The sequence below is a fragment of the Sphingomonas sp. genome (genome assembly GCF_039595165.1).
Taxonomy (GTDB): Bacteria; Pseudomonadota; Alphaproteobacteria; order Sphingomonadales; family Sphingomonadaceae; genus Sphingomonas.
The window spans coordinates 1-17,657 of record NZ_JBCNMA010000067.1 but is presented as its reverse complement, the minus strand read 5'-3'; the positions used below and the strand labels follow the sequence as shown (position 1 = coordinate 17,657).

Annotated in this window: 18 protein-coding genes and 2 tRNA genes; 13 read left to right on the top strand and 7 right to left on the bottom strand. The window is 68.9% G+C overall.

All coding sequences use genetic code 11. From position 1 onward, the window contains the following. Positions 1–445 (bottom strand): MarR family transcriptional regulator (locus tag ABDV68_RS12095; protein WP_343520236.1); only part of this gene is annotated, 445 nt, incomplete at its 3' end. 40 nt (positions 446–485) lie between these two features. Here ABDV68_RS12095 and ABDV68_RS12090 point away from each other — a divergent pair. The 4 genes from ABDV68_RS12090 (at position 486) to ABDV68_RS12075 (ending at position 2,176) form a co-directional block, all read left to right on the top strand. Continuing rightward, a complete protein-coding gene (locus tag ABDV68_RS12090; RefSeq protein WP_343520234.1) occupies positions 486–863 on the top strand; it encodes a VOC family protein in 378 nt (125 codons plus the stop codon). Between the two features lie 100 nt (positions 864–963). Then, a complete protein-coding gene (locus ABDV68_RS12085; RefSeq protein WP_343520233.1) occupies positions 964–1,413 on the top strand; it encodes a DUF488 domain-containing protein in 450 nt (149 codons plus the stop codon). Then, positions 1,410–1,736, top strand: a complete 327-nt coding sequence (locus ABDV68_RS12080; RefSeq protein ID WP_343520232.1) for a DUF6665 family protein — start codon at positions 1,410–1,412, stop codon at positions 1,734–1,736. Before ABDV68_RS12085 ends, ABDV68_RS12080 begins: the two co-directional genes overlap by 4 nt. Before the next feature lie 47 nt (positions 1,737–1,783). Continuing rightward, complete coding sequence (locus ABDV68_RS12075; RefSeq protein ID WP_343520231.1) at positions 1,784–2,176, top strand: GFA family protein; 393 nt, start codon at positions 1,784–1,786, stop codon at positions 2,174–2,176. On the opposite strand, the gene ABDV68_RS12070 is transcribed toward ABDV68_RS12075, so the two are convergent. Next, entirely contained in the window at positions 2,173–2,520 is a 348-nt protein-coding gene (locus ABDV68_RS12070; RefSeq protein ID WP_343520229.1) for a DUF952 domain-containing protein, read from the bottom strand. The genes ABDV68_RS12075 and ABDV68_RS12070 overlap by 4 nt on opposite strands. A gap of 137 nt (positions 2,521–2,657) precedes the next feature. Further along, positions 2,658–5,408, bottom strand: coding sequence for a DNA gyrase subunit A (gyrA, locus tag ABDV68_RS12065; protein ID WP_343520228.1), 2,751 nt, complete (start codon positions 5,406–5,408; stop codon positions 2,658–2,660). Positions 5,409–5,664: 256 nt separating this feature from the next. Here gyrA and ABDV68_RS12060 point away from each other — a divergent pair, with 256 nt between their 5' ends. Continuing rightward, complete coding sequence (locus tag ABDV68_RS12060; RefSeq protein ID WP_343520227.1) at positions 5,665–6,924, top strand: hypothetical protein; 1,260 nt, start codon at positions 5,665–5,667, stop codon at positions 6,922–6,924. A gap of 214 nt (positions 6,925–7,138) precedes the next feature. Here the strand turns inward: ABDV68_RS12060 and ABDV68_RS12055 are convergent, their stop codons facing one another. Further along, complete coding sequence (locus tag ABDV68_RS12055; RefSeq protein ID WP_343520226.1) at positions 7,139–7,603, bottom strand: Lrp/AsnC family transcriptional regulator; 465 nt, start codon at positions 7,601–7,603, stop codon at positions 7,139–7,141. A 181-nt stretch (positions 7,604–7,784) separates the two neighbouring features. Here ABDV68_RS12055 and ABDV68_RS12050 point away from each other — a divergent pair, with 181 nt between their 5' ends. The 6 genes from ABDV68_RS12050 to ABDV68_RS12025 all read left to right on the top strand — a co-directional run bounded on the left by ABDV68_RS12050 (position 7,785) and on the right by ABDV68_RS12025 (position 12,839). Next, positions 7,785–9,614 (top strand): histidine kinase dimerization/phospho-acceptor domain-containing protein, encoded by a 1,830-nt coding sequence (locus tag ABDV68_RS12050; protein ID WP_343520225.1) that lies wholly within the window; start codon positions 7,785–7,787, stop codon positions 9,612–9,614. 17 nt (positions 9,615–9,631) lie between these two features. Beyond that, on the top strand, positions 9,632–10,678 hold the full coding sequence (locus tag ABDV68_RS12045) for a polysaccharide deacetylase family protein (RefSeq protein ID WP_343520224.1): 1,047 nt from the start codon (positions 9,632–9,634) through the stop codon (positions 10,676–10,678). Between the two features lie 16 nt (positions 10,679–10,694). Further along, positions 10,695–10,771, top strand: a tRNA-Ile gene (locus tag ABDV68_RS12040). A gap of 49 nt (positions 10,772–10,820) precedes the next feature. Further along, positions 10,821–10,897 (top strand) — tRNA-Pro (locus ABDV68_RS12035). A gap of 96 nt (positions 10,898–10,993) precedes the next feature. Next, entirely contained in the window at positions 10,994–12,109 is a 1,116-nt protein-coding gene (locus ABDV68_RS12030) for a histidine kinase (RefSeq protein WP_343520223.1), read from the top strand. After that, positions 12,099–12,839: a LytTR family DNA-binding domain-containing protein gene (locus ABDV68_RS12025; RefSeq protein WP_343520222.1), complete on the top strand. Its 741-nt coding sequence runs from the start codon at positions 12,099–12,101 to the stop codon at positions 12,837–12,839. Before ABDV68_RS12030 ends, ABDV68_RS12025 begins: the two co-directional genes overlap by 11 nt. 46 nt (positions 12,840–12,885) lie before the next feature. Here ABDV68_RS12025 and ABDV68_RS12020 read toward each other — a convergent pair whose 3' ends face one another. From ABDV68_RS12020 to ABDV68_RS12010, 3 genes are all read right to left on the bottom strand, one after another. Then, positions 12,886–13,221 carry a UrcA family protein gene (locus tag ABDV68_RS12020; RefSeq protein WP_343520221.1) on the bottom strand — a complete coding sequence of 112 codons (336 nt, stop codon included), beginning with the start codon at positions 13,219–13,221 and terminating at the stop codon, positions 12,886–12,888. A 265-nt stretch (positions 13,222–13,486) separates the two neighbouring features. After that, positions 13,487–13,723, bottom strand: coding sequence for a hypothetical protein (locus tag ABDV68_RS12015; protein WP_343520219.1), 237 nt, complete (start codon positions 13,721–13,723; stop codon positions 13,487–13,489). A gap of 141 nt (positions 13,724–13,864) precedes the next feature. Beyond that, positions 13,865–15,223, bottom strand: a complete 1,359-nt coding sequence (locus tag ABDV68_RS12010) for a M28 family peptidase (protein WP_343520217.1) — start codon at positions 15,221–15,223, stop codon at positions 13,865–13,867. 170 nt (positions 15,224–15,393) lie between these two features. On the opposite strand from ABDV68_RS12010, the gene ettA reads away from it, so the two are divergent. Further along, the gene (gene ettA / locus ABDV68_RS12005; protein WP_343520216.1) at positions 15,394–17,073 is read left to right on the top strand and encodes an energy-dependent translational throttle protein EttA; all 1,680 of its coding nucleotides are present in this window, start codon (positions 15,394–15,396) and stop codon (positions 17,071–17,073) included. Positions 17,074–17,095: 22 nt separating this feature from the next. Beyond that, on the top strand, positions 17,096–17,539 hold the full coding sequence (locus ABDV68_RS12000; protein WP_343520237.1) for a ribose-phosphate pyrophosphokinase: 444 nt from the start codon (positions 17,096–17,098) through the stop codon (positions 17,537–17,539). Positions 17,540–17,657: the final 118 nt, after the last annotated feature.

Genomic DNA, 17,657 nt, shown 5'->3' with positions numbered 1-17,657 from the left:
AGCCGCCGAGCGTACCGATGAACTCATGCATGCGGCCGACGCGCTCGCGCACTTGGGGCGGGGCGGTGTCGTCGGCGGCGAGGCGGGCGGCGAGCTCGCCGAGCAGCTGGATCGTCGGGTCGACCTCGCGGCGCTTGCGCTCGGCGACGATGCGCATGAGCATCTCCCACAGATCGGTCTCGGCGACGAAATGGTCGCGGCGGTCGCCCTCGACATGGACTCGGCGGACGATGCCGTAGCCCTGCAGTTCCTTGAGCGCGGTCGAGACGTTGGAGCGGGCGAGACCGAGCGCCTCGACGATCTCTTCGGCATGGAGCGGGCGGTCGGCGAGGTAGAGCAAGGCATGGACCTGCGCCACGGAGCGATTGACGCCCCATTGCGTTCCCATCTCGCCCCAGTGGAGAATGAACGCCTTGGCGTCGGGATGTTCCGCGAACCGGGTCATGGCGTAATTTCTGTAATTTCAGAAATTGGAGGAGTCAAACATGATCGACCATCTCGGGATCCCGGTGAAGGACATTGCGGCGTCGCGGCGCTTCTACGAGGCGGCGCTGGCGCCGCTCGGCTACAAGGTGATGGGCGAGGAGACCAACGGGCTCGGCAACAATGTCGTGCTGATGGGCGCGGAGGAGATCGACTTCGTGATCGCCGACGGCGAGCCGGTGACCGACGGCACGCACTTCGCGTTTCGAGTCGAGACGCGGGCCGAGGTCGACGCGTTTCATGCGGCGGCGCTGGCGGCGGGGGGCAAGGACAATGGCGCGCCGGGGATTCGCGAAAACTACCATCCGAATTACTATGCCGCGTTCGTGATCGACCCCGACGGGATGAACGTCGAGGCGGTATGCCACAAGCCGGCGTGACATCTTCCGTTCTGCGAAAGCAGGAGCCCAGGGTGTCAGGGTGAATCGCTTGGTATCCAGGCCCCTGCTTTCGCAGGGGAACAAGCTTGAAGAGGTGCTGATGAAGGTCTTCACCATCGGATATGAGGGGGCGACGATGGAATCGTTCCTCGCCGCGCTCGAGGGCGCGGGAGTGCGGCAGGTGATCGACGTGCGCCAGCTGCCGCTGTCGCGCCGGCCGGGCTTCTCCAAGGCGCCGCTCGCCGCCGCGCTCAAGGAACGCGGGATCGGCTATGTCCACCTCAAGGCCCTGGGCACGCCCAAGCCGGGGCGCGACGCGGCGAAGAAGGGCGACCGCGCGACGCTGGAGACGGTCTATGCCGGCCAGCTCGAGCTGCCCGAGGCGCAGGCACAGGCGGCGCGGATGCGCGATCTGATCGCCGAGACGCCGAGCGCATTGCTGTGCTTCGAGCGCGATCCCCGGGTGTGCCACCGCACGCTCCTGATCGCCGCGGAAGGCGAGGGGGTGGAGGTGGAAGACTTGTTCGCCGATCCCATATCGCGCGCATGAGCAGCCGCCCGCTTTCGCCGTCCTCCCGCGCCGAGGAGGTGTTCAACGATTTCCAGCGCGAGGTGCTGGCCGAGAAGGCGGCGACGCTGGGCCGCGCCGGCAAGGCGCTCGAGGCGGCGCTCGCGAAGCTGCGCGGGGCGGGGCCGGACGAGGATCGCGACGCGCTGGTGCAGGCCGCGGCCGATGCGGCGCATGTCTATCTGATCCAGCGCGAGGTCTGTGGCATCCATGGGCTGGGCGCGCCGCTCGAGGATTTCGGCGTGCCGGGCGAAGTGCGGGTGCGGATCGGGGTACGGCCGGCCGAAGCGGTGAAGGGAACCTAAGCCCCGCGAGCGGCGTATCGCCTGCCTGATCGCACGGAGGAACTCGCATGGACGGATTTACGGGCGGATGCCTGTGCGGCGACGTCCGGATCGCGGCATCCGGCGGGCCGAATCGAGTCGGCCTCTGCCACTGTCTCGACTGCCGCAAGCATCACGGCGCGCTGTTCTTCGCCGCGGCGATGTTTCCCGCGGAGGCGGTGACGATCGCTGGCGAGGTGAGCGATTATCGCGGGCGGTGCTTCTGTTCGCGCTGCGGCTCGTCGGTGTTCGTGCGCAGCGGCGATGAGATCGAGCTGCATTTGGGAACGCTCGACGAACCCGACCAGCTGATGCCGAGCTACGAGTGCTGGACGGTACGGCGCGAGGCATGGCTGCCGCCATTCCCGCTCAAGCGGCACTATCCGCGCGATCGCGAGGGCGACGGCCCGTTCGAGGGCTAGCCCGTCACCGGCAGCCTGACCGCGCCGTCCGCGTCGCGCTCGAGCGGCGAATAGGCGATCACCGCGTCGAGCGGGAGCGGGGCGTAGAGGTGCGGAAACTCGGCACCGCCGCGCGAGACTTCCCACTTCACCGCCTCGCCCAGCGCCTCCAGGTCGACTGCCGCGACCCACAGTTCGTCCTGCCCGGCGAAATGCTTGTCGACGGTTTCGGTGAGCTGGTCGCGCGTCGACATGTGGACATAGCCGTCGGCAAGATCGACCGGCGCGCCGGCGAAGCTGCCGTCATGCTCCAGCGCATGCATCTGCGCGGCGGTCAGCACCTTGTAGGCGGTGGTCGGGTGCATGGCATTCGCTCCGGCGTCATCCCGGCCTTGTGCCGGGATCCACGGTGACGCAACCGATGGACAGGAGGTTCGATCCCTGCGCGTGTGCCGCCCGGTGGACCCCGGCACAAGGCCGGGTGACGGTTAATGGGTGAGGATTATTCGCCACCCTCCGGGCCCTCGGCCAGATCCTCGCCGGGGGTCGCGTCCGGCGTCGGCTCTCCAACGCCCGGACCGTCGGCGAGGTTCACTTCGGCCTCCTCCTCGGTCTCCTCGATCCGCGCGGCGGAGACGACGTGCTCGTCGTCGGCGACATTGAACAGCCGCACGCCGGCCGAGCCGCGCCCGATCACGCGCAGGTCGCCCAGCGACATGCGGATCAGCTTGGCCTGATCGGTGACGAGCATCAGCTGGTGGCCCTTGGTCGCCGGGAAGCTGGCGACGACCGGGCCGTTGCGGCCGATATTGTCGATATTGGTGATGCCCTGGCCGCCGCGCCCGGTGCGGCGATACTCATAGGCCGAGCTGAGCTTGCCATAGCCGTTGGTGCAGACGGTGAGGATGAACTGCTCGCGCTCGCGCAGCTCCTCGAAACGCTCCGGCGCCAAGTCGGGCTCGCCTTCCTTCTCGGCTTTCCACGGCGCGAACCGCAGATAGGCCTCGCGCTCCTCGGCGGTGGTGCCGACGCGGTGGAGGATCGAGAGCGAGATCACCTCGTCGTCGCCGAGCAGGCGCATGCCGCGCACGCCGGTCGAGTTGCGGCTCTGGAACTCGCGCACCTCGTCGCCGGCGAAGCGGATCGCCTTGCCCTGGCGCGTGGCGAGCAGGACGTCGTCGCCCTCGTCGAGCAAAGCGACGCCGATCAGGCGATCGTCCTCGTCCTCGCCCTCGAACTTCATCGCGATCTTGCCGTTCGAGGGGACGTTGGTGAACGCGTCCATCGAGTTGCGGCGGACCGAGCCCTTGGCGGTGGCGAACATGACGTGGAGCTTGCTCCACTCGCTCTCGTCCTCGGGCAGCGGCAGCACCGTCGAGATCGTCTCGCCCGCGGCGAGCGGGAGCAGGTTGATCATCGGCCGGCCGCGCGTGTTGGCGCCGCCCTCGGGCAGGCGCCACACCTTCATGCGATAGACCTTGCCGAGCGTCGAGAAGAACAGCACCGGCGTGTGGGTCGAGGTCACGAACAGCTCGGTGACGGCATCCTCGTCCTTGGTCGCCATGCCCGCGCGGCCCTTGCCGCCGCGATTCTGCGCGCGGAAGCTGTCGAGGCTGGTGCGCTTGATATAGCCCTGCACCGTGACGGTGACGACCATGTCCTCGCGCTCGATCAGATCCTCGTCCTCGATCCCGTCGGCGGCGGCGGCGATCTCGGTGCGGCGCGGCGTGGCGTACTGATCGCGGACCGCGACGAATTCCTCCCGCATCACCTCGTAGAGCTTGGCGCGGTTGGCGAGGATCTCGAGCAGCTCGGCGATCGAATCGGCGAGCGTCTTGAGCTCGTCGCCGATCTCGTCGCGGCCGAGCGCGGTGAGGCGGTGCAGGCGCAGGTCGAGGATCGCGCGGACCTGGATGTCGGACAGGCGGTAGGTGTCGCCGGCGACTTCGGTCTCCACCGCCTCGACCAGGCGGATGTACGGCGCGATCTCGGCGATCGGCCATTCGCGCATCAGCAGCGCCTCGCGCGCCGCGACCGGGCTCGACGAACCGCGGATGATGCGCACCACCTCGTCGAGGTTGGTGACCGCGATGACCAGGCCGAGCAAGATGTGCGCGCGGTCGCGTGCCTTGGCGAGCTCGAACTTGGAGCGGCGCGTGATCACCTGCTCGCGGAAGCGGACGAACGCCTCGACGATGTCGCGCAGGTTGAGCAGCTCGGGGCGGCCGCCGCGGATCGCGAGCATGTTGGCCGGGAAGCTCGACTGCGCCGGGGTGTTGCGCCAGATCTGGTTGAGCACGACCTCGGGCGTCGCGTCGCGCTTCAGGTCGATGACGATGCGCACGCCCTCGCGGCTGGATTCGTCGCGGATGTCGCTGACGCCCTCGACGCGCTTTTCCTTGGCGGCCTCGGCGATCTTCTCGACCAGCGCGTTCTTGCCCTGCTGGTAGGGGATTTCGGTGAGCACGATCGAACGGCGCTCGCCGCGCTGCTCGAAGGTATGGCGCGAGCGCACGATGATCGAGCCGCGGCCCGACTGATAGGCGTTGCGGCAGCCGGTGCGGCCGAGGATCAGCGCGCCGGTGGGGAAGTCCGGACCGGGGACGATCTCCATCAGCTCCTCGACCGTCACCGCGCCATTGTCCATGTACGCGAGGCAGGCGTCGATCACTTCGCCGAGATTGTGCGGCGGGATGTTGGTCGCCATGCCGACCGCGATGCCGCCGGCGCCGTTGACCAGCAGGTTCGGATAGCGGGCGGGGAGGACGGTCGGCTCGCTCTCCGAGCCGTCGTAATTGTCCTGGAAGTCGACCGTGTCCTTGTCGATGTCGTCGAGCAGCGACATCGCGACCTTGGCGAGGCGCGCCTCGGTGTAGCGCATCGCCGCGGGCGGATCGGGGTCCATCGATCCGAAATTGCCCTGGCCGTCGATCAGCGGCACGCGCATCGCCCAGTCCTGGGCCATGCGCGCCATCGCGTCGTAGATCGAGCTGTCGCCGTGCGGATGGTATTTACCCATCACGTCACCGACCAGGCGGGCCGACTTGCGATAGGCGCGGCCGGGCAGATAGCCGCCCTCCTGCGCCGCGTAGAGGATGCGGCGGTGAACCGGCTTCAGGCCGTCGCGGACGTCGGGCAGGGCGCGCGCCACGATCACGCTCATCGCGTAATCGAGGTACGAGGTCTTCATCTCGTCGACGATCGAGATCGGGGTAATGTCGGAAGGGTCCGCGAGGACGGTCTCGTCGGTCAAGTGATCACGCTTTCGGAGCTTGTTTCAGGATTGTGACCGCTCTAGCGGGGCGGTGGCCACCTGCCAAGCCCGCGCGCGCACGCGTACGCGCGCGTGAGGGCGCCAAGCGGCGGTGCGGAGCCAATGCGTTCAAAATGCGTTCAGCGTGCGAATGCGAGGGGCGAAACGACGTGCCGCGCCTTGACCCGGCGGGGCGGATTACTAGAGCGGATTTGCCCCTATTTTGCTACGCTGACCCGCGTAAGGAGAGTCCTGAATGAAGTCTGTCTCGAAAGTCGCGCTGTCCGCGGCGATCGTTCTCGGCATGCCCGCCCTCCTCGCCACCGCTCCGGCCGCGGCGCAGAAGAAGGAGAAGGAGGAAGCCGCTCAGCTCAAGATGAGCGCCGCCTACCGCAAGGCCGCGGTCGAGGCGCAGGAAGCTGCCAAGGGCACCGACCTCGCGCTCGAGGAAGCGAAGCTCGCCGCCCTCGAAGGAATCGCCGCCAATCCGGACGAGAAGTTCCTCGCGGCGCGGATGCGCTACGACCTCGAGACCAAGAAGAAGAGCAACACCGGCCGTGGTGCCGCGCTCGACACGCTGATCGCGAGCGGCAAGATCGCCGGGCCGGACCTCGGCAACCTGCACTTCCTGCGCGGCCAGCTGCTCGCGCAGGACAAGAAATATGCCGATGCGCTGCCGCATTATGCCAAGGCGCGCGAGCTCGGTTCCAACCAGCCCGACCTGCCGCTGCAGCGCGCCGTCGCGCAGTTCCAGACCAAGGACGTGAATGGCGGCGTCGCCTCGCTCGACGAGGCGATCAAGGCGCGCGAGGCCGCGGGCCAGAAGGCGCCCGAGACGTGGTACAAGATCGCCGTGTCCGAGCTCTACAAGTCGGGCAACAAGGATGCCGCCTCGGCCTGGCTCAACAGGCAGATCGCCGCCTATCCGGGTCCGGATGCGTGGCGCTCGTCGCTGCTCATCTACCTCGAGCAGATCCAGGCCAAGGGCGTCACGCTCGACCCCGACCAGCGGCTCGACGTGCTGCGCCTGATGCGCGCGGCGAAGGCGATGGGCGGCGAGAGCGACTATCTCCAGTACGCCGATGTCGCGCAGCGCCGCGGCCTGCCGGGCGAGGTCAAGTCGGTGATCGACGAGGGCCGGGCGAGCGGCAAGGTCACCAAGACCAACGCCCAGATCAACCAGCTCTATGCGACCGCCGACAAGCAGGAGAAGGCGGAAGTGCCGCTGGCCGGCGAGGAGAAGCGCGCGGCGGGCGCCGCCAAGGGCGACGTCGCGATGCAGACCGGCGACGCCTATCTCGGCACGCGCAACTATCCCAAGGCGGTCGAGATGTACCGGCTCGCGCTGCAGAAGGGCGGCGTCGACACCAATGTGGTGAACACCCGTCTCGGCATCGCGCTGGCGCTGTCGGGCCAGAAGGCCGAGGCCAAAACGGCGTTCGGCGCGGTCAGCGGCGCGCCACGCGCCGACATCGCGCGCTTCTGGTCGACCTGGATGGACTTGCCCGCGGCCTGAGACCCGGCCGCGCGGAAACGAAGAGGGGCGGCCGTCGCGCCGCCCCTTTTTGCGTCAGATTCTGTTCGTGTAGGTCGAACCGCTCGTTGCTCCCCGGCGAAGGCCGGGGCCCAGTATCGGGCCGGTCCGAGAGGTGCGTGAGCCTACCGAGGGTCGCCGCAACTGGGGCCCGGCCTTCGCCGGGGAGCAAAAGCGCGTAGAATGTCGATCCATCCTAAGGCTCGACCGGGACCCCCGGGAGTGACTTGGACGAGCGGATCGTGAGCGAGGTGCGGACATGCGCCACATTGGGCGCGGTGGTCAGCCGGGTGGTGAGGAACTGCTGGAAGCTCGACAGGTCCCTGGCGACGATCTTCAGGATGAAGTCGATGTCGCCGTTGAGCATGTAGCATTCGCGGATCTCGGGGATGCCGGCGACATGCGCCTCGAACGCCTCGAGATCGGTCTCGGCCTGGCTCTTCAGGCTGACCATCGCGAACACGGTGATCGTATAGCCGAGCCAGACCGGGTCGAGATCGGCATGATAGCCGCGAATCGCGCCCTTCTCCTCGAGCGTGCGGACGCGGCGCAGGCAGGGTGGCGCGGTCAGCCCGACGCGGTCGGCCAGATCGACATTGGTCATCCGGCCATCGGCCTGTAGATGCGCCATGATCTGCCGGTCGATCTCGTCAAAGGCCATTCGGTATCCCCTATTGTGCGACAGCAATTGATCGCATTCTGTCTCGTATACATAAGATAATTACGCGCAAGCGCAATTGTCCCACAATGCGACGGCGCGAAATGGGCGGTTTCCGGCAGGGATTTCCGCAGTTAAGGCTTCATTACCGCCCGGATTCCCGGCGGGGTGGGACGACAGATTGGTGCGGTTCGACGATACCCTGGACACGGTGCTGGCAGCGGACGTCGCGACGGCGTTCGGCAAGGCCTCGGCCTGGCGCCAGCTCGTCGACCTGATCGGACGCCGCCGCATCCCCGACGACCCGCGCGCGATCGCCTTGCTCGAATCGATTCGCGACGACGTGCCGCTGCCCGTGCGGGTGACCAGCGCGCGCGCGCTGGAGATGGCCGAACCGCCCGCGGCTTTGGTCGAGCTCTGCGTCGTCGACGAGATCGCGGTCGCCACGCCGATCCTGCGCACCGCGCGGCTGAGCGCGGACGAATGGATCGCGCTGCTGCCGCGCCTGTCCGCGGCGGGCCGCGGCGTGCTGCGCGGCCGCCGCGACCTGCCGCCGGGGGTGAACGAAGCGTTGGACGGCTATCGCGCGGCGGATTTCGTGCTTCCCGCGAGCACCGCGGCGGCGGACCCCGGCGCGGCCGCCACGCCGGTCGTCAGCGAGGTCGCCACGCCGGTCGTCGGCGCGTCCTCGACCTTCGTGCCGGTCGGCGTCGCCGCGCTGGGCATCCCGGTCGTGGCGGCGGCGCTGCAACAGGCCGCGCCGGCTCAAGACGGGGCTCGCGACGAACCGCTCGCCGCAACGGCGGTTGCCGCGGAGTCCGCCGAGGCGCAGACTCCGGACATGGCGGGGGAAGCGGCGATTCTGGAGGAGCGCGCGGACGGCGACACGGGCGGGCCGTTCGAGATCGCCGACGTGGTCGCGCGGATCGACGCCTTCTACACGCGCCAGCCCGATCAGCCGATGGCGCCGGCTGCGCCGAAGCGCGCGGCCGGGTTCCGTTTCGAGACCGACGCGCAGGGCATCATCAACTGGGTCGACGGCGTGTCGCGCGCGCCGCTGATCGGGCTGCCGCTCGACAGCGCCGCATCGGGCAGCGGATCGCGCGTCGACGGCGTGGTGGCGGGCGCGTTCCGCCAGCGCGCCCGCTTTGCCGCGGCACGGCTGTTCGTCGCCGGGGAGAGCGACGCGGCGGGCGACTGGCGCATCTCGGGCGCCGCCGCCTTCGACTCGGCGACCGGGCGCTTCTCGGGCTATCGCGGCACCGCGCGGCGGCCGCGGCGTGACGAGACCGTGGCCCCCGGCGCGGGCCGCGGCGCCGATTCGCTGCGCCAGCTGATGCACGAGCTGCGCACCCCGACCAACGCCATCGCCGGCTTCGCCGAGCTGATCGAGCGCGAGATCCTGGGCGAGGCCGCGCCGGTCTATCGCGAGCGTGCCGCGACGATCCGCGACCATGCCCGCGCGCTGCTCGCGGCGATCGACGATCTCGACATCGCCGCGCGGATCGATGCCTCGGCGCTGCGCCTCTACCCGGGCGAGGTCGCGCTGCACCCGCTGCTCGCGCGGATCGGCGAGGATCTGGCCGGGCTCGCGGCGCTGCGCGGCGCCGAGCTGGCCCTGCCGGCGGGCGAGCTGGCGGTGGCGGGCGACGCGCGCGCGCCCGAACGGCCGCTCGCGAGCATGCGCGCGAGCAGCCGTTCGATCGCGCGCATGCTCGCGACGCTGCTGTCGGCCGCGGGCGAGGGCGGGCGCATCGGCGTCGCCTTCGCCGAGACCGGCGACGCGGTGGCGATCGCCTTCGATCGGCCGCGCGCCTTCGCCGCCTATCCCGGCGAGGCGATCTTCGCGATCGACGACGAGGGCGACGATGCCGCGCTGCTCGGCGCCGGCTTCGCGCTGCGCCTGATCCGCAACCTCGCGCGCGAGCTCGGCGGCGCGCTGGCCGTCGACGCGGCGCAGCTGACGATCCGCCTGCCCGCCTTGGTAACCAAGTCTTTGGAGCAGGTGCGCTAGACGCCCAGCCCATGGAAATGGGACATCGTTTCGCCCCGGCAGGGGGATATCGCGTGCCGGCGCCCGCGCCGGACGCCGCGATCGCGTGGCCGGAGGGGTTCGGCACGCGCTTCACCGTGTTCGTCGACACCGAGGAGGAGTTCGACTGGACTCGGCCCCTGAGGCGCGAGAATCGCGCGACGGAGGCGATGCGCGCCCTGCCCGGGATGCACCGGCTGTTCGCGGCGCACGGCGTGCCGGCGAGCTACATGGTCGACCACCCGATCGTCACCTGCCCCAAGTCGGTTGACATCCTGGGCGAGCTGCTCGCCGACGGGCGCTCGGCGATCGGCACGCAGCTTCATCCCTGGGTCAATCCGCCGTTCGACGAGGCGGTGACGCCGCACAACAGCTTCGTCGGCAATCTCCCGCGCGAGCTGGAGGCGGCGAAGCTCGCGGTGCTGACCGGCGCGATCGCCGCGGCGTTCGGCAAGCGGCCCGTGATGTTCCGCGCCGGGCGCTACGGGATCGGGCCCAACTCGCTGTCGCTGCTCGCGGCCGAGGGCTATCGCGTCGATACCTCGATGCGCTCGGGCTACGACTATTCGGCCGAGGGCGGGCCCGATTTCACCGCGATCGGCAATTCCGGCTTCTGGACGGGGGAGGGCGGGCTCGCCGAGCTGCCGCTGACCACCCTCTACACCGGCATGGCACGGCGCGGCGGCGCGGGGCTCTACGGCGCGCTGCGGCACTTGCCCAAGGGGCGCGGCGTCGCCTCGCGCCTGGGACTCCTGTCGCGCGTCGCGCTGACGCCCGAGGAGATGCCGATCGACCTCGCGCTGGAGGCGATTCGCGTCGCGGCGGGCGAGGGCGCGCGGCTGCTGCTCTTCTCCTATCATTCGCCCTCGGCGGCGCCGGGCTACACGCCCTATGTCCGCGACGCGGCGGAGCTGCGTGCGTTCCATGCCTGGTGGGAAGCGGCATTCGGCCTGCTCGCCAAGCTCGGCATCGCCTCCGCGTCCCATGACGAGATCCTGGCGGCGCTCGATCGCGCGGCGCTTGCCCGCGGCGGCGTTCGCCCCTAATCGCGGGAACCGCTGGGGGCCTGTAGCTCAATTGGTTAGAGCTGGCCGCTCATAACGGCTAGGTTGCGGGTTCAAGTCCTGCCGGGCCCACCAGCGGTGACTTGTGTGTTCGGCTCTTACCGCCTAGGGCCGCACCCGGCGTCGGGGAGTGGCGCAGCCCGGTAGCGCGCTTGCTTTGGGAGCAAGATGTCGCAGGTTCGAATCCTGTCTCCCCGACCATCTTTCGATGCCAACTTTCGACGGGCGTGCCATTGCCGTCGATCAATGGCATGAAGGCACATGGTTTCTTCAGCAACCATTGCGTTACGGTCTCAAATGCCCAGCGCGAACAATTCCGAGTCCGCTCCCTTCACGGTGCCGCCGCGCATCGCGTTCCTGTCGATCATCGGCTTCTGGATCTTCTACTATGTCAGCATCACGCTGCGGTCGTGGATCATGGACTATCCCGGCGCCTGGCTGATGCTCGACAACCGCGCGTGGGTGTCGCTGTTCGGGGTCGGGTTCACCTACATCCTCTATCGCGTGCTGCGGGCGTTCTGCCACCACACGCTGCGCGTCCGGGTCGTCGCCGCCTTCCTGTTCTCCGCGATCACCGCGACGGCCTATTCGACGATCAACTATCTGTCCTTCTATGTCGTCGATCCCAAGCCCGCCGAAGTCGAGCGGATGGCGGCGGCCGGTGACGAGAGGAAGCAGGACGGACCCGCGCACCTGATCGCGGAGAATGCGATCAGCTGGTATTTCTTCTTCCTGTCCTGGTCGGTCTTCTACCTCGCTCTGTCCTATGCCGGGGCGGTGCGCGCGTCCGAGCGCGAGACCGCGCGGCTGCGCGCGGCGACGCAGACCGCCGAGATCCGGGCGCTGCGCTACCAGGTCAATCCGCACTTCCTGTTCAACACGCTGAACTCGATCTCCTCGCTCGTCATGTCGGGCAAGCGCGAGGATGCCGAGGCGATGATCCTCAACCTCTCGACCTTCTTCCGCACCAGCCTCGCCGCCGAGCCGACCGAGGACGTGCCGCTGGCCGACGAGATCGCCGTGCAGAAACTCTATCTCGAGATCGAGGCGGTGCGCTTCCCCGAGCGGCTGCGCCCGGTGTTCGAGATCGACCCTGCCGCGGCCAATGCCTGCGTCCCGGGCCTGATCCTTCAGCCGCTGATCGAGAATGCGATCAAATATGGCGTGGCGCCCGCGCGGCGGCCGGTGCAGATTTGCGTCTCCGCGGAGGTGGTCGGCGAAAGGCTCGTGGTGACGGTCAGCGATGATGGCGACGGCGCGAAGGCGGCGAACGGGACGGGCGTCGGGCTGCGCAACGTGCGCGACCGGCTGATCGCCCGGTTCGGGGAGGTGGCGACGCTGACCGCCGGCAAGCGCCCGGACGGCGGCTTCGCCGCGACGCTGCGGCTGCCCCTGGTGTACAATGGCTGCTGAGCGGCTGCGCACGCTGATCGTCGACGACGAGCCGCTCGCGGTCGAGCGGATGCAGATCCTGTGCGCGGGCATCGCCGAGATCGACCTGATCGGCACCGCCAGCGACGGCGAGGCGGCGCTGCGCCTGATCGATGCGCTGCGGCCCGACCTGGTGCTGCTCGACATCGCCATGCCGCATCGCGACGGCATCGCCGTGGCCACCGCGCTGGGCGCCGCCGCGTGCCGGCCGGCGGTGATCTTCTGCACCGCGTTCGAGCAGCATGCGGTGGCGGCGTTCGACGTCGCGGCGGTGGACTATGTGCTGAAGCCCGTGAGCGCGGAGCGGCTGGCGCGCGCGGTCGGCCGCGCGCTCGAGGCCGCGGGGCGGCCGCGTGCCGAGGCGCATGCCACGAGCTCGCGCTGGATCGAGGAATTCTGGGTGCCGCATCGTTCGGAGATGGTGCGCGTCAGCGCCGGCGACATCGAGCGGATCGATGCCGAGCGCGACTATATGCGCTTGACCGTCGGGGGGCGCAGCTACCTGATCCACCAGACGATCAGCGAGCTCGAGCGGCGGCTGGATCCCGACTGTTTCCTGCGGCTGCATCGCTCGACGATCGTGCGCAAGGACCGCATCGTGAAGCTGCGGCACGACGGCCTGGGCGTGTGGCATGCCGAGCTGAGCGACGGCGAGCTGGTGCGGATCGGCCGCACCTATCAGGCTGCGGCCAAGGCGATCATGGCCAAATAGACCCCGTCCGCCGGGGGGCCGGCGGACGGGGCAGTTGCGATGAGCGTCAGGGTGCTACAGTGACACTCATATCGCGTGCCGCGAGCTGCCGGTCGGCGGCGTTGCGGTAAGCGAGCTCAACGGCCGGGCCGGTCGATTCGAGGGCGGTCGCGGCGCAGCGCTGCGTGACTTTGTGAAGCCTGAGGTCACGCTCGAGGCCGACGCCGCAGACGCGGGCGGCAGCCGCCTTGAGGCGACGCTCGAACGCCGCCTTGCCCTGCGCGGAAGCAAGGTTGAGATCGGCGTAGGAGACTTCGACGGACCTCTCGCCGTCGGCGAACGCCGGCACGGCGGCGAGAAGCGCGGCGGCGATTGCGGCCGCGCGGGCGAGATTGGACAACATGGTTCACTCCGGGGTTGCGGGTGCGTCGTCTGGCGAACGCACTTGTTCCGCTACGCCCCGGCGGCGGCGTCGGCTATCGGCGCTCGACCAGCGCGTTCGCCGTTTCCACCGGAACCGTTCGGCTCGACCAACGACCGACCGTCGGCGACGAACGCTCGCCCGGCGGGCATGGGGGCGGGCATCGCACAACGAAAAAGGGCGCCCCCGGAGGGACGCCCTTTCGATTCGACCGGACCCGTTCGGGTCCAGGAAGAGCGGGGTCCGATTACTCGGCCGCGTTGCCAGCCGCGTCGGCGGCTTCTTCCAGGTTGTCGGCAGCGTTCTCGAGCGCGTCTTCGGCAACGTCGTTGGTCGCGTTGTCAGCGGCCAGCTCGAGGTTGTCGGCGCTCTCTTCCAGAGCCTCGGCGACGTTCTCGGCGGTGTTGTTCGCAGCCGGCGTCGGATTGCACGCGGCGAGCGACATCAGGCCGGTCGCGGCAGCGACGATGAGGACCTTCTTCATTCGTTTGCTCCCAAGCAAAATTATTCGGTTCGCCCCGGCCCGATTGCCGTGCGAGTTAGTCGGAATAACGCCCGTTACGCCGCCGTCAATGGGAATTCATCTGACAGCAAGGTTGCCGGCGCACCGAAATGATGCGCCGCGTCATTGCGCGGGGCCGATCGCTTCGGGCGCATTGGCGACCTCGGCGAGCATCGCGGTCCACGCCGCGACGTTCTGGCGCAGTTGCGCAGGATCGATCTTGTCGAGCGTGTCGTCCGGCGTGTGGTGCAGGTCGAAATAGCGCGTGCCGTCCTGCTGCAGGTCGATTCCGGCGACGCCCGAGGCGATCAGGTCGGATACGTCCGCCCCGCCCGACGCGGGCTGCTGGCCGCGGCTGATGCCGAGCGAGGCGAGCGCGGCGGCAACCCGATCACCCACCGCCCTCGCGCTGTCGGGAAGCTTGAAGTCGACGCGCCAGATGCGATCGGCGCCGAAGTCCGATTCGGCGGCGAGCGCATGCTTCTCGCCCTTGTGCGCCTCGAAATAGGCCTTGCCGCCGAACACGCCGACTTCCTCGGCGCCGGCCCAGAGCACGCGGATCGTGCGGCGTGGCCGGCCGGCGTCCATGATGCGCTTGGCCGCGGCGGCGACGATGCCGCAGCCCGCGCCGTCGTCGAACGCGCCGGTGCCGAGGTCCCAGCTGTCGAGATGGCAGGCGACGACGACCATCCCGGCGGCGGGATCGCTGCCCGGCACGTCGGCGATGACGTTGCCCGATTCGGTGGTGCCGATCTGGCGCGGGGTGAGGGTGAGCCTGACCTTGACCGGCTGGCCGCGCTTGAGGATCCGCTCGAGCTGCTCGGCATCGGGCAGCGACAGCGCGGCGGCGGGGATCGCCGCGACGCCGGCGGGGAAGTTGGTGCCGCCGGCGTGCGGGTTGCGGTGGTGGTCGGTGCCCACCGAGCGGATCAGGATCGCCGCCGCGCCCTTGCGTGACGCCGTGGCCGGGCCCGAGCGACGCACCGCGCCGAACGCGCCATATTGCGAGCCGTCCTGCGTGCGCGTCATCGAATGGCTGACGAAGGCGATCTTGCCCTTGAGACTGCCGTCGGGCGCGGCCTGCAGCGCCGCCAGGGTCGGGAAATAGACGATCTCCGCCTCGAGCCCCTTGGCCGCGGTCGCCCCCGAATTGCCCAGCGCGGTCAGGCGCAGCGGCTGCGGGAAGGGCGCGAGCACTTCGAGCGTCTCCTCGCCGCGCACCCAGGTCTTCATCCGGAACGGCTCGTTGCGGACGTTGCTGAAGCCGAGCGCGGCGAGCTTCCTGACCGCCCAGGCGCGGGCGCGCGCCTCGGCCTCGGTCCCGGCGAGGCGCGGTCCGACTTCGGTCGTCAGGCCCTCGGTGATGTCCCAGGCGATGTCGTCCTCGAGCGCCGCATCGCGCAGCGCGGCGGAGTCGGTCTGGGCGAAAGCGGGCAGGGCGAGGCTGAGGCAGGTCGCCAGGGCAAGGGTCTTCACGCGCATTCACGTCCTCCGCTGAAAGATTGTTGCGGGGAGGCGTAACGGAATGGCGGGCCTCGCCGCAACCCGGCCCCGCGCGCTTTTCGACGAGCGACAGGTTTGCCAATCGGCGGGGGCATCGCTACATCGGCGCCAAATCCCGAACACCCGAATAGACGAACGGAGACCCGCACGTGGCCGCCCAATACGCCTTCGTGATGAAGGACATGACCAAGACCTTCCCCGGCGCCCCCAAGCCGGTGCTGAGCAACATCAACCTGCAATTCTATCAGGGCGCCAAGATCGGCATCGTCGGCCCCAACGGCGTCGGCAAGTCGACCCTGATCAAGATCATGGCCGGGATCGACAAGGATTTCTCGGGCGAGGCATGGCCCGGCGAGAACATCACCGTCGGCTATCTCGAGCAGGAGCCGCAGCTCGATCCGTCGAAGTCGGTGCTGGAGAACGTCAAGGACGGCGCGCGCGAGACCGCCGACCTGGTCGAGCGCTTCAACGCGATCTCGGCCGAGATGGGCGATCCCAAGGACGACACCGACTTCGACGCGCTGATGGAGGAGATGGGCGATCTCCAGGCCAAGATCGACGCGGTCGACGGCTGGAGCCTCGACAACCAGCTCGAGATCGCGATGGAGGCGCTGCGCTGTCCGCCGGGCGACTGGGCCGTCGACAACCTCTCGGGCGGTGAGAAGCGCCGCGTCGCGCTGACGCGCCTGCTGATCCAGAAGCCGTCGATCCTGCTGCTCGACGAACCGACCAACCATCTCGACGCCGAAAGCGTCAAATGGCTCGAAAACCACCTCAAGGAATATGCCGGCGCGGTGCTGATGATCACCCACGACCGCTATTTCCTCGACAATGTCGTGGACTGGATCCTAGAGCTCGATCGCGGCAAATACTTCCCGTACGAGGGCAACTACTCGACCTATCTCGAGAAGAAGGCCAAGCGCCTCGAGCAGGAGGATCGCGAGGCGACCGGGCGCCAGAAGGCGATCAAGGACGAGCTCGAGTGGATCCGCGCCGGCGTGAAGGGCCGCCAGACCAAGTCGAAGGCGCGTATCGCCAAGTTCGAGCAGCTCGTGGAGCAGCAGTCGCAGCGTACCCCGGGCAAGGCCCAGATCGTCATCCAGGTGCCCGAGCGCCTCGGCGGCAAGGTCATCGAGGTCGACAACATCTCGAAGGCCTATGGCGACAAGCTGCTGTTCGAGAATTTGTCGTTCACGCTCCCGGCCGGCGGCATCGTCGGCGTGATCGGGCCCAACGGCGCCGGCAAGTCGACGCTGTTCAAGCTGATCACCGGGCAGGAAACGCCGGATTCGGGCACGATCGAGATCGGGACCACCGTCCGCCTCGGCTATGTCGACCAGAGCCGCGACCATCTCGATCCGTCGAAGAACGTCTGGGAAGAGATTTCGGACGGGCTCGACTATATGAAGGTCAACGGCCATGACCAGTCGACCCGCGCCTATGTCGGCGCGTTCAACTTCAAGGGCCAGGATCAGCAGAAGAACGTCGGCAAGCTGTCGGGCGGCGAGCGCAACCGCGTCAACATCGCCAAGATGCTGAAGCGCGGCGGCAACGTGCTGCTGCTCGACGAGCCGACCAACGACCTCGACGTCGAGACGCTCGGCGCGCTGGAGGAGGCGATCGAGAATTTCGCGGGCTGCGCCGTGGTGATCAGCCACGATCGCTTCTTCCTCGATCGTCTCGCCACGCACATCCTCGCCTTCGAGGGCGACAGCCATGTCGAATGGTTCGAGGGGAACTTCGAGGCCTATGAGGAGGATAAGCGCCGCCGCCTCGGCGATGCCGCCGACCGTCCGACGCGATTGGCCTACAAGAAGCTGACGCGCTGATGCCGATCCCGGCGCCTGCGGTCTGATGGCTCGCAAGGCGCCGGGCTTTGGCGACACGCTCGCCGGCTGGCTCGTCGCCGAGGGGCTGGTGCCCGATGACCAGCGCGCCGGATCGCTCGCCGATGTCGCGCGGGTGCGGGCGCTGCTGATCGCCGCGGCGCGCGAGCGGCGTGCGGTCAGCTATTCCGAGCTGCTGGCGGGGCTCGGCCATCGCTTCACGCGGCCCAAGATGCGCGCGGTGTGCAGGACGCTCGACGCGATCGATGCGGCCGCGGCTGCGGCTGGCGAGCCGGAACTGGCGGTGCTGGTGGTGCGCGAGACCGACCGGCTGCCGGGACAGGGTTGGTGGACCGGCGTGCGGGAAGCTTATGGCTATGACGGCGAATGGAGCGGGCGCGACGCGGTTGCGCTGGTCGTGCGATTGCAGGCGCGGGCGTTCGACTATTGGGGCGCGCGACGCGAATAGCCGCTACAGGAGGCGCCCCTGAGGGCGCCTCCCGCATTCCGACCGGTCAGGCGGCCGGCTTGCTCCGCGCCGCATCCACGCTCCACGCACCGCCACCGGCCGCGGCGAGGTAGAGGAA

What these genes read in the sequence shown, in the direction of transcription:
- ABDV68_RS12090 (WP_343520234.1), top strand. Translation starts at nt 486, where the DNA reads ATGATCGACCATCTCGGGATCCCGGTGAAGGACATTGCGGCGTCGCGG.
- ABDV68_RS12085 (WP_343520233.1), top strand. Translation starts at nt 964, where the DNA reads ATGAAGGTCTTCACCATCGGATATGAGGGGGCGACGATGGAATCGTTC.
- ABDV68_RS12080 (WP_343520232.1), top strand. Translation starts at nt 1,410, where the DNA reads ATGAGCAGCCGCCCGCTTTCGCCGTCCTCCCGCGCCGAGGAGGTGTTC.
- ABDV68_RS12075 (WP_343520231.1), top strand. Translation starts at nt 1,784, where the DNA reads ATGGACGGATTTACGGGCGGATGCCTGTGCGGCGACGTCCGGATCGCG.
- ABDV68_RS12070 (WP_343520229.1), bottom strand. Translation starts at nt 2,520, where the DNA reads ATGCACCCGACCACCGCCTACAAGGTGCTGACCGCCGCGCAGATGCAT.
- ABDV68_RS12060 (WP_343520227.1), top strand. Translation starts at nt 5,665, where the DNA reads ATGAAGTCTGTCTCGAAAGTCGCGCTGTCCGCGGCGATCGTTCTCGGC.
- ABDV68_RS12055 (WP_343520226.1), bottom strand. Translation starts at nt 7,603, where the DNA reads ATGGCCTTTGACGAGATCGACCGGCAGATCATGGCGCATCTACAGGCC.
- ABDV68_RS12045 (WP_343520224.1), top strand. Translation starts at nt 9,632, where the DNA reads ATGGGACATCGTTTCGCCCCGGCAGGGGGATATCGCGTGCCGGCGCCC.
- ABDV68_RS12030 (WP_343520223.1), top strand. Translation starts at nt 10,994, where the DNA reads ATGCCCAGCGCGAACAATTCCGAGTCCGCTCCCTTCACGGTGCCGCCG.
- ABDV68_RS12025 (WP_343520222.1), top strand. Translation starts at nt 12,099, where the DNA reads ATGGCTGCTGAGCGGCTGCGCACGCTGATCGTCGACGACGAGCCGCTC.
- ABDV68_RS12020 (WP_343520221.1), bottom strand. Translation starts at nt 13,221, where the DNA reads ATGTTGTCCAATCTCGCCCGCGCGGCCGCAATCGCCGCCGCGCTTCTC.
- ABDV68_RS12015 (WP_343520219.1), bottom strand. Translation starts at nt 13,723, where the DNA reads ATGAAGAAGGTCCTCATCGTCGCTGCCGCGACCGGCCTGATGTCGCTC.
- ABDV68_RS12010 (WP_343520217.1), bottom strand. Translation starts at nt 15,223, where the DNA reads ATGCGCGTGAAGACCCTTGCCCTGGCGACCTGCCTCAGCCTCGCCCTG.